Consider the following 10,940-nt stretch of genomic DNA (forward strand, 5'->3'; position numbering starts at 1 on the left):
GGGATTTCCCGGCCACGGCCCCGCGTTCGTGGTGCAGTGTCGCTCGGCTGGGCTCAGTGTGAGACGGCACCGATCTCATCGGCCTGCCCGGCCTGCCGGTCGGCCGGCTCCTGGGCCGCGCTGCCGGGCTTCTTGAGGGTGAAGGCGAGCAGACCGCCGACGACGGCGGCCACGCCGCCCACCCACGTCGCCGTACGCAGACCGTCCGCCACGGCGGAGACGGCCGGTTTGGTGTCGGAGCTCAAGTCCAGGCCTGCGTTGGCGATGGCCACCAGGACGGCGAGGCCCGCGGCGCCGCCGATCTGCTGCGAGGCGTTGGCGAGTGCGGAGGCGATGCCGGCCTCGCTCGGGTCGACGCCGGACGCGGCGCAGATGAACATCGCCGGGAAGGTGACGCCGCCACCGACGCCCCAGACGAGCAGGCCGATCAGGAGCTGCCAGAAGGAGGCGTCAGTGGTCATCGCCAGGGCGAGGACGATCATGCCCGTGCCGTTGATCAGCATGCCGATGAAGAGAGTGGTACGCGGGCCCCACTTCGCCAGCAGGATGCCGGTGAGCTTGAGCGAGGCGAGCATCGAGATGACGGTGAGCGGCAGGAACGCCAGGCCCGCCTCCAGGGCGTCGTAACCGAGCACGTCCTGCATGTAGTTGGTGAACAGGTAGTACGAGCCCGACAGCGCGCTCTGGAACACGAGGATGATCAGGATCGCCGTGACCAGGCTGCGGTTGGTGAACAGGCGCATCGGCGCGAGCGGGGCCCGGCTCCTGCTCTCCACCAGGGCAAAGACGGCGAGAAGTACCACGCCGGCCACGATGGAGCCGGCGCCACGCAGCGAACCCCAGCCCGCCTCGGGGCCGCTCACCAGACCGAGGACCAGGAGAGACGAACCGGCGGTGGCGAGGAGCGCGCCGGGGACGTCGAAGCTGGCGTCGCTGCCGGAGCGCTCGTCGGCCGGCAGGACGGACGGGGCGGCCGCTGCGGCCAGCAGGGCCATCGGGACCAGGATGAACAGCACCCACTGCCAGCCCCAGGCGTTGGTCAGCAGACCGCCGAGCAGCGCGCCGGCCGCCAGGCCGCCGCTGCCGCAGGCACCCCAGACGGCCAGCGCGCGGTTGCGCTCGGCACCCTCCTCGAAACGGGTGTTCACCAGCATCAGCGTGGCCGGGGAGAGCAGCGCGCCGCCGACGCCCTGGACGGCACGGGCCGCGATCAGTACCCCCGGGTCCTTGGCCAGACCGCCGACCAGGCAGGACAGGCCGAAGAGGACCGCGCCGAGGATGAAGATCCGGCGGCCGCCGAGCCGGTCGACCAGCCGGCCGCCGAAGAGCAGCAGACCGCCGAAGGCGACGGCGTAGGCACTGACCACCCACTGCAGCGACTGGGCGGTGAAGCCGAGCGCACTGCCGATGTCGGGGAGTGCGACGTACACGATGTTGTAGTCGGCGGCAACGATGAACTGGGCGAATGCCAGCAGCGCGAGCATGAGCCCGGGCCGGTGCTGGCTCTTGGGGACGGTGTCAACCACGACAGGGCTTCCTTCTGTCACTGGGGCCGGTGCTCGAGGTGCGCCCGGCGGCGATGAGCGACGTTGAAGTACACGGTGTTCAAGGAATCGGTTGAGTACACGGTGTTCAATAACAACACGCTGGAGTCTGGCTCAACGGTGCTCGACTGTCAAACGGTGTATGGGTCAGACGCGTCGGGCCTGGCCCCGCATGGCCAGAATCAGGTGCGAGCTGCCTTGATCCGGTCCGCCATGCGCTCGGCGAGCATCAGTACGGTCAGCAGTGGATTGCCGCGGATGACCTCGGGCATGACCGACTGGTCGATGACGCGCAGACCCTCGACGCCGAGGACGCGGCACTCGGGATCGACGACCGTCGTCGCGTCGTCCGGTGAACCCATCCGGGCCGTGGTGGCCACGTGATGGCTGGCGAACGTCACATTCGGCAGTTCCTCGGCGGAGGGCAGCTCGGGCTTGTCGGCCAGGATGTCCGCGAAGGCACGGTGGTTCACCAGCTCGCCGACGCGTTCCAGGGCGTCCTTCGCGCGCAGCGTGTCGCTCTGCTCGGTGAGCATGCGCATCTCCACGAAGGCTCCCGCGAGCGGGTCGCGCGAGGTGAAGCGCAGCTTGCCGCGGCTGACGGCGTGCATCTGCCAGATGCAGATGCCGGGGATGCCAAGCCAGCCGTTGTTCGGGATGATCATCATGTCATTGGCGCCGGCGTCGGCGAGACCCGACGAGTAGCGCCAGGTGACGTTCACGGTTCGCCCGAACGGGCTTGCCGCCTTCTCCAGCGGGATGGGCAGCGCGAGGACGATGAACGGGTGCTCCGTGAGCTCCTGGCCCACCGGGAGGTCGACCACCTGGTCGACACCGAGCGCTGCCAGGTCCTCGGCGGTGCCGATGCCCGAACGCACCAGGAGGGCGGGGGACAGTGTGCCGCCGGCGGAGAGGATCACCTCGCCACCCGGAGCGAGCGGAATCCTCTCTCCGGATGCCAGCCGTACCCCCGTAGCCACCTTTGTTCCGGGCGTGAAGGTGACGCTGTCCACCAGCGCCTCACCCCGGATGGTCAGGTTGGCGCGTCCGCGGGCGGGCTCCAGGTAGCCGTCGTTTGCCGCCACCCGCTTGCCGTCGCGGATGTGCATGGCGAACGGGGACAGGCCGGTCGCGTCCGGCGCGTTGGTGTCGTCGTGCCAGGCGACACCGAGATCGAGCGCTGCGTCCCGGAAGGCGTTGTCGGCGCCCCCCCAGTTCTGCTGGGGCTCCCGGAAGATCGGCAGCGGGCCGCCCCGCCCGTGGTAGGGGGTGTCGGGGAAGTCGAGGTCGTCCTCCAGCTTCCGGTAGTACGGGAGGACCTCGTCGAACGACCAGCCCGCCGCGCCCTGCGCGACCCACCGGTCGAAGTCGTCGCGCACACCTCGGATGGAGAAGAGCCCGTTCACCTGCGAGGTGCCGCCGATGCCCCGGCCGGCCTGGAAGGGGATCGGGTCGAGCGTGGGGTGGATCCTCGTCTGCAGGTTGTGCCACCAGAAGTCGGGCTGTGCCGCCATGTCCAGGTCGAATTCACGACCGGTGAAATTCTGCGGGCGGTCCGCCGGCCGGATGTCCTTTCCTGCTTCCAGTAGGAGCACATTCGCCGATGAATCCTCGGAAAGCCTCGACGCGAGGGCCGACCCGGCGGCACCGCCACCGACGACGATGTAATCCCATTCCGTAGTCGAACTGACCATTTCCACCCTTTCGAGGAGTTGCAGAGAGCGTTTTCAGCAATGGCGTCGCGCCGCGCCGTCTGAATTCCGTCGGTTTTCCGCGAGCCGAAGGTATGGGAAGACGCACCCCTAGGGGCAACCCCTAGATCGTGTCCCCGCAGCGGGCTCCGAGCGGCCATCGCTAGGGGTCCTGCGTTGGTAGCGGCGAGGTGGATGGCGCCATGTGGCACGTAGAAAGTACACGGTGATCAATAGCTGATCAGCGGCTACCGTACTTTACGCTGTTACGATGGCGCCATGGCAGACCCGAAACCGAGCAGACGAGAACGCCTCCGCGCAGAAGCCGCCCAGGAGATCAAGACGATCGCGCTGAAGCACATGGCGGAGAACGGCACGGCAGCCGTGTCCCTGCGCGCGATCGCTCGTGAGATGGGGATGACCGCCGGCGCCATCTACAGCTACTACGACACCCGGGACGACCTGATCACGGCGCTCATCGCCGACGTCTACAACTCCCTGGCGCAGGCGCTGGAGGAGGCCGTCGCAGCCGCGCCCGGGGGTCCGGTCGCCCAGGTGATGGCGTACGGGCAGGCGTACCGGAACTGGGCGGTGGCCAATCCGCAGGAGTTCCGTCTCGTCTACGGCGACCCCGTGCCCGACTACCAGGTCCCCCTGTGCGGTCCCGCGGCCGAGGCCGAGCACCGTGCCTGCACGGCGCTGACCGGAGTCGTGGTCTCGGCCTGGCCCTGGGCCCAGCGGCTGCATGCCGACGAGGGCTACACCTGGGACGACTACGATCCCGAGTTCATCAAGACGGTGCGCTCGGCCTTCCCCGACCTGCATCCGTGTGCCGTCGCCCTGGCGATGCGGCTGTGGGGGCGAGTGCACGGGCTCGTCTCGCTCGAGATCTACGGCCACCTGCGGCCCCAGGTGCAGGATCCGGCCAAGCTCTACCACGCCGAACTGGTCGACCTCACGCATCTGCTGGGCCTCACCGCGCCCGTCACCGCCGTGGTTGACTGACCCCGCCGGGTTCCTTCGCACAGTGCTGGGACCGCACCTTCGGGTGTGGTCCCAGCACTGTTTTTTGTGGCCTGTTTTTGGTCAACCGGCCGGAAAATCATCGTACTTGACAGTGAACGGCGTTGCGCTACCGTTAGCCGTAGTGCAACTGAACGGCGTGTACTTTTTGTCGGCCGATGTGCGCTCACCCGTGGCCACGAGGCCCGGGGTGCCCGTGGAGGAAGTCCTCCTCCACGGGGTTCCTACCTGTATTCGGAAGGGCCTTTCCCATGAGCGATGTCACTCAGATCGTTGAGACGTACTTCAAGGCGTGGAACGACTTCGATGCGGACAGCCGCAAGGCCACGCTTGAGTCGATCTTCGGCAAGAAGGCCAAGATCATCGACCCTGACTGGGTGGCCGAGGGTGTGGACGCCATCGTGGAGGCCATCGGCGCGGCCCGCGGCAAGCTCGGTGACCTGCCGCTCGACCTGACCACGATCATCGGCTCCCACAACGACGCCGTGCTCTACACCTGGCACCTCGGCCCCACCGCCGAGCCGATCGCCAAGGGGTACGGCGTCCTCCAGCTCGACAGCGGCGTCATTGAGCTGGCGTACAACTTCTTCGGCTGAGCAGGCCGGGCCATTGGCCCCTGATACCGATCCAGTATGGGCCGGACGCGTTCAGTGCGTCCGGCCCATACGGTGTTCTCCGAAAAATAGGGGTGGGTGTCACCGCAGAACTGGGGTTGGCGATAGGGGGCGAGCGTCACTAGCTTTTCGAGTGCCGCGCGTCGACCGAAAGAGGATTCGCCGATGACCGCCGCAGCATCCGATGGTGAAACCGCACCGCACTCTTTCCTGACGGACTTATTGAGCGGGCGTGTCGACTGGAACTCCTGGCGGGACTTTCCCCGGCAGAGCCGTGCCGAGGAGGAACTCGCGGACCGGCTGGTCGCCGAGGCCGCGGAGTTCTTCGCGCAGCGTGTCGACGCCACCGAGGTGGACGACACTCGCGTCCTGCCCGACGGGCTCCTCGACGACCTGCAGGAGCGCGGCTACCTCAGGCTCGTGGTCCCGCCCGAACTCGGGGGCCTCGGACTGCCGCCGTACAGCGCCTTCCGCGTGATCGCCCAGGCCTGCGCGCACTCCGTGCCCGTCGGGCAGATCGTGGCCATCCAGAACGGGGTCGGCGCGGCGGCGATGCTTCCGGCCCTGCCGCCCGGCCCGCTGCGGGAGTTCGTGAGCGAACGGATCGCCGCCGGCACCGTCTCGGGTTTCGGCGACACCGACCGCTCCGGGCAGAACAACGCCCGCAAGACGCTCACCGCGACCCCCACCGACGGCGGCTATCTCCTGCGCGGTGACAAGCTCTTCACCGGAAACGGCCCCGTCGCCGACCTGATCGCGGTGTCCGCGACCGTGCCGGGCCACGGTGCGCCCAAGGTCGGCGCCTTCTTCCTCGATACCCGCACCCAGGGGTTCTCCATAGGGCCCCGCGTGGAGTTCATGGGCAGCCGGGGTCTGCCCAATGCGTCGCTGCGCTTCGACGACGTGTTCGTCCCGGCCGGCCAGGTGCTCCTCGATCCCACGGGCGACCAGCTACCGCCGCTGGTGGGCCTCGTGGCGCTGCTCGGCCGGATCCACTTCACCGGAGCACCCGCGATGGCGATCGCCCGCAACTGCCTCGCCTGGTCACGGGAGTTCATCGCCCGGCGCACCATCGACGGCCGCCCGCTCGGCGAGTACGACGAGATCCAGCGCCTCGTCACGGCCACCCTCGCCGACGTGTACGCCATGGAGTCGGCGGTGCGCTGGAGCCTCGTCGCCCCGGGCCTGACCGATCGCTGGTTCGAGCGGTTCGTGACCAAGAACCTCCTGGTCCGCGGGGCCTGGCGGATCGTCGACCGGACTGTGTCCCTGCACGGCGGCGAGGGCTTCGAGACGGTCGCGAGCAAGGTGCGCCGCGGCGCTGCCGCCGTACCGTTGGAACGCGCCTTCCGCGACGCGCGGGGGTTGCGCGTCGCCGGCAACGTCGACTTCCAGCTCGACAACCAGCTCGGGCGGATGCTGCTCGCGCAGTACTACGCCGACGCGCCCACCGCCACCGAGGCGATGGAGACCGGGGCCGCCGGCTTGTCGCCGGCCAACCAGGACCATCTGCGGGCCCTCGTACGCCTCGTGCACAGCGCGCGGGAGATCGCTGTCGGCCTGGTGCGCCGGTACCCGGACCCCGAGCAGCTGTACGCCCAGGAGCATACGGTCGTCCTCCTCGGCCGTATCGCGGGCGAACTGTTCAGTGCCGTCGCCGTACTGGCGCGCGCCGCCTCCGACGACACCCCGTCCGGCGACGAGCCGTGGCAAGACCAGGAACTCGCCGACGTGTACAGCATCGAGGCGCGCCAGCGGCTCGCCGGGCTCGTCGCCCGGCTGCGCACTGCGACCGAGCCCGACCACGCCAAGATCAGCCGCCGCTGGCTGGCGGGCGCCCACGACCGACTCGTCCGTCACTGATGGGCGGCCGACGCCGCACCCGAGAGGACCACATGACGACCGACCGCCAACTTCCCCAGGTGTTGGGCGGGTTCGACCTTTCGGACCAGTCCCGGTTCGCCGACGGAGTTCCCTACGACCTGTTCGCCCGGCTGCGCGCACAGGCGCCCGTCCTCTTCCACCCCGGCGGCGGGACCATGGACGGTGACGGATTCTGGGTGTTGACCCGGCACGCCGACATCGTGACCGCTGCCGCCTCCCCCGACTTCTCCGCCCAGGGCGGCGGCGATCGCGTCGGCGGCGGCTCCCACCTGGACGACCTGCCCATCGGCGTCCACGCGGGCGTGCTGTTCGCCATGATGGACAACCCGCGTCACGACCTGATCCGACGGCTGCTGCGGCCCGCCGTCACCGGCGAGGTGGCCGAGGGCCTGGCCGGACCGCTGCGCGAGATCGCCGGGGAACTGCTCACCGGTGCGCTGGAGCGGGGCGGTCGGGTCGACTTCATGAAGGACCTCAGCGAGCCCTACGCCCTGCGCGCCGTGTCCCTGCTGCTGGGCGCCCCGCGGGAGGACTGGGGCATGCTCGCGGACTGGGGCCGTCTCAACCTCGGGTTCGTCAACCGGCTGACCGGCACGGTCGACGCCGGTTCGACCGAGGTCTTCCACGCCATGTCCGCCTACTTCAAGGACCTGCTGGACCGTAAGCGCGCGGCACCCGCGCAGGACCTCGGCACGGTCCTCGCCCGCTGCGCCATCGAAACGGAACACGGCGAGCCACCGCTCACCGACCAGGAGCGGGACGCCAACGCCGTCCTCATCCTGATCACCGGCTTCGAGCAGCCGCGCAACACCATCGCCAGCGGGGTCCTCGCCCTCGCCCAGCACCCGGACCAGTGGCAGGCCCTGCGCAAGGACCGCTCGCTGCTGCCCCGCGCCGTCGAGGAGATCCTGCGCTGGGCCCCGCCCAACCCGTACAACCGCCGAACCGCCACCCGGGACGTCGTGCTGCACGGGCACCACATCAAGGCCGGCGACAAGGTCACCTTCTGGTGGCCGTCCGCCAACCGCGACGAGGACGTCTTCGACAACGCGTCGGCCTTCGACATCAGCCGCACCCACAACCCCCACCTCTCCTTCGGCACCGGCACCCACTTCTGCCTCGGCGACCAGGTCGCCCGGCTCGAGATGCGGCTCTTCCTGGAAGCCCTGCTGGACGACGTCGCGGAGATCCGTCTCACCGGACCCGTCGTCCACGCCCCCAACAACAAGCACACCGTGATCCTCGACATGCCGGTGGAACTGGTTGCGCACACGGACGCCGGCTGACCATCCCATTCCAGACCCAGACGGGATTCCTGACATGACCGAGACCGTGGAGACCGCGGCCGCCGAGGACCTCCCGGAGGTCCTGCCCTACGACCCGTTCGATCCCGCCTTCCACTCCGACCCGTACACCACTTACACCAGGCTGCGCGCCGACGAAGGATCGGTGATCCGCACCGGGGCCGGCGTGGCCGTCCTCGGCTACCAGGACGTCCACGCCGTGCTGCGCAACCCCAAGCTGGGCCGCGGTGAGGGCGCCGGCTACCAGGACACGCTGATACCCACCCCCGAGGGCCTGCGGCCCGCGGTGATGTTCATGGACCCACCGGACCACACCCGCATCCGGGCCCTGGTCAACAAGGCGTTCACCCCACGCGCCATCGAGCGGCTGCGGCAGCCCGCGGAGGAACTTGCGGCCAAGCTGGTCGCCCAGGCGGCCGACGAGGCCGCCGCGCTCGGTACGGTCGATCTCACCTCCGCGCTGTTCCGGCCCCTCGGCGCGGGTGTGCTGAACATCCTCGTCGGCGTCCCGGAGAAGTACCTCGCTCAGTGCATCGAGTACGCGAACGACGCCGGCCGCGGCCTCGACCCGGCCTACACCCTCTCGCCCGAGGCCCTTGCCAACCGGCTCAAGGCCCGCGACGGTTATGTGACCATCGCCGAGGAACTGATCACCGAGCGCCGCGCCCAGCCGGTCGACGACCTGATGAGCGAACTGGTCCTGGCCGAGCAGGACGGCGAGCGGCTCAGCGAGATCGAGCTGCTCACCACCGTCGCCAACATCTTCCTCGCCGGGTTCAGCGCACCGCAGGCCGCGATGGGTCTGGCGGCGCTCTCCCTGCTGCGCAACCCCGACCAGCTGGAGTGGTACCGCAATCACCCCGAGGAGGGGGCGGGGTCGGTGGAGGAGCTCATGCGGTACGACTCCGCCGTGCAGCTGATCAACCGGACCGCGCTCGAGGACACCGAGGTCGGCGGCGTCCCGATCCGGGCCGGCGAAGAGGTCTTCATGCTGCTCGGCGCGGCCAACCGCGACGCTGAGGCGTACGAGCAGCCCGACCGCCTCGACCTGACCAGGCGCGGCACGAGGAACCTCGGCTTCGGACACGGCATCCACTACTGCGTGGCCGCCCCGATCGCCAAGCTGGTCATCGAGGTCTCGCTCAATGCCCTCGTCCAGTACGACGTTCAGCTGGGCACCGAGACCCCGCCGACCAACGGGGCCCTCGCCATCCGGAGCCTGGCCGAGCTGCCGGTGACGATCCGACCGCGCACCGCGTCCTGACACCAGAGAACGCCTTCCGAGAACAGAGGAAAGAGGAGACCCGGCACGTGAGCAGTGACAGCGACATGTCCGCCGTGGACATCACCACCGTGGTGAAGCGGTACATCGAGACCTGGAACGTCGTCGACGGCGACGAACGCCGGGCCGTGATCGAGGAGTTGTTCACCGAGGACGTCGAGTACGCCGACCCCAACGTGCAGACCGAGGGACGGGCCGCCCTGGACGCCTACATCGCGGAGACCCAGAAGCAGCTGGCCGGTGGCGTGTTCGCGCTGGCGAGCGAGGTGAGCGCGCACCACAACCTGGGCAGGTTCAGCTGGCAGGTCGGCCCGGCCGACGGTGCGCCGCTGGCCGTCGGCCACGACTTCATCGCGGTGCAGAACGGGAAGGTGCGGCGGCTTTACGGCTTCTTCTCCTAGCCGCAACCCACCACGCACAGGACCGCCGGGCCGAACGGCCCGGCGGTCCTGTGCGTGGTGGCAGTGCTCAGTCGATGCCCCGGACGATGTGCGGGTCGCTGTCGTCCTCGTCCTCACCGGCGAGGCGCCAGGCGGGTGGTGGCGGGGGGTGGACCACGTCGTCTTCCGTCATCGGTAAGCGGTCTCGTACGTCCATGTGCGTCAGTCCTTGATCTCGCAGATCGGGGCGCCGGAGCTGACGGCGGCGCCGACCTCGGCGGACAGGCCCTTGATGGTGCCGGACTTGTGGGCGTTGAGGGGCTGTTCCATCTTCATCGCTTCGAGTACGACGATCAGCTCGCCCTCCTTGACCTCCTGGCCCTCCTCGACGGAGACCTTGACGACGGTGCCCTGCATGGGGGAGGCGAGGGTGTCGCCGGAGGCGAGGGGCCCAGACTTCTTGGCGGCCCGGCGCTTCGGCTTGGCCCCGGCGGCCAGGCCGGTGCGGGCCAGGGTCATGCCGAGCGAGGCGGGCAGGGAGACCTCCAGGCGCTTCCCGGCGACCTCGACGACGACCGTCTCGCGGCCGGACTCCTCGTCCGTCTCGGCGTCGGCCGGGGCGGCGAAGGGCTTGATCTCGTTGGCGAATTCGGTCTCGATCCAGCGGGTGTGAACGGTGAACGGAGCGTCGGAACCGGTGAGTTCGGGGGCGAAGGCCGGGTCGGTGACGACCGCGCGGTGGAAGGGAAGGGCCGTGGCCATGCCCTCGACGGTGAATTCGTCCAGGGCGCGGGCGGCGCGCTGGAGGGCTTCCTTGCGGGTGCGGCCGGTGACGACCAGCTTGGCCAGCAGGGAGTCCCAGGCGGGGCCGATGACTGAGCCGGACTCGACACCCGCGTCCAGCCGCACACCCGGACCGGAGGGCGCCTCGAAGGTGGTGACGGTGCCGGGGGCGGGCAGGAAGTTGCGGCCCGGGTCCTCGCCGTTGATGCGGAACTCGAAGGAGTGCCCGCGCAGCTCCGGGTCGCCGTAACCGAGTTCTTCGCCGTCGGCGATGCGGAACATCTCCCGCACCAGGTCGATGCCGGCGACCTCCTCGGTCACCGGGTGTTCGACCTGCAGACGGGTGTTGACCTCCAGGAAGGAGATCGTGCCGTCCTGGCCGACCAGGAACTCACACGTGCCGGCGCCCTCGTAGGCGGCCTCCTTCAGGATCGC

9 protein-coding genes are annotated in these 10,940 nt (G+C 69.4%); 6 read left to right on the forward strand and 3 right to left on the reverse strand.

Annotated features, from left to right (window positions below; translation table 11 throughout):
* Window positions 1-53 precede the first annotated feature (53 nt).
* Both ACWCQ1_RS47555 and ACWCQ1_RS47560 read right to left on the reverse strand, forming a co-directional pair.
* A complete protein-coding gene (locus tag ACWCQ1_RS47555; RefSeq protein WP_207930084.1) occupies window positions 54-1,526 on the reverse strand; it encodes an MFS transporter in 1,473 nt (490 codons plus the stop codon).
* Between the two features lie 200 nt (window positions 1,527-1,726).
* Complete coding sequence (locus ACWCQ1_RS47560) at window positions 1,727-3,238, reverse strand: GMC family oxidoreductase (RefSeq protein WP_451029545.1); 1,512 nt, start codon at window positions 3,236-3,238, stop codon at window positions 1,727-1,729.
* A gap of 276 nt (window positions 3,239-3,514) precedes the next feature.
* On the opposite strand from ACWCQ1_RS47560, the gene ACWCQ1_RS47565 reads away from it, so the two are divergent.
* From ACWCQ1_RS47565 to ACWCQ1_RS47590, 6 genes are all read left to right on the forward strand, one after another.
* The gene (locus ACWCQ1_RS47565; protein WP_133050068.1) at window positions 3,515-4,240 is read left to right on the forward strand and encodes a TetR/AcrR family transcriptional regulator; all 726 of its coding nucleotides are present in this window, start codon (window positions 3,515-3,517) and stop codon (window positions 4,238-4,240) included.
* Window positions 4,241-4,509: 269 nt separating this feature from the next.
* The gene (locus tag ACWCQ1_RS47570) at window positions 4,510-4,854 is read left to right on the forward strand and encodes a hypothetical protein (protein ID WP_133050069.1); all 345 of its coding nucleotides are present in this window, start codon (window positions 4,510-4,512) and stop codon (window positions 4,852-4,854) included.
* A gap of 183 nt (window positions 4,855-5,037) precedes the next feature.
* Complete coding sequence (locus ACWCQ1_RS47575; RefSeq protein WP_451029546.1) at window positions 5,038-6,735, forward strand: acyl-CoA dehydrogenase family protein; 1,698 nt, start codon at window positions 5,038-5,040, stop codon at window positions 6,733-6,735.
* Between the two features lie 32 nt (window positions 6,736-6,767).
* Complete coding sequence (locus tag ACWCQ1_RS47580; protein WP_451029547.1) at window positions 6,768-8,042, forward strand: cytochrome P450; 1,275 nt, start codon at window positions 6,768-6,770, stop codon at window positions 8,040-8,042.
* Between the two features lie 34 nt (window positions 8,043-8,076).
* Window positions 8,077-9,324 carry a cytochrome P450 gene (locus ACWCQ1_RS47585; protein WP_133050072.1) on the forward strand — a complete coding sequence of 416 codons (1,248 nt, stop codon included), beginning with the start codon at window positions 8,077-8,079 and terminating at the stop codon, window positions 9,322-9,324.
* Window positions 9,325-9,371: 47 nt separating this feature from the next.
* Window positions 9,372-9,743: a nuclear transport factor 2 family protein gene (locus ACWCQ1_RS47590; protein WP_133050073.1), complete on the forward strand. Its 372-nt coding sequence runs from the start codon at window positions 9,372-9,374 to the stop codon at window positions 9,741-9,743.
* Window positions 9,744-9,944: 201 nt separating this feature from the next.
* Here the strand turns inward: ACWCQ1_RS47590 and ACWCQ1_RS47595 are convergent.
* On the reverse strand, window positions 9,945-10,940 hold a 996-nt coding region (locus ACWCQ1_RS47595; RefSeq protein WP_451029548.1), incomplete at its 5' end, for a biotin/lipoyl-containing protein.

This window comes from Streptomyces sp. NPDC002144, from assembly GCF_053593695.1.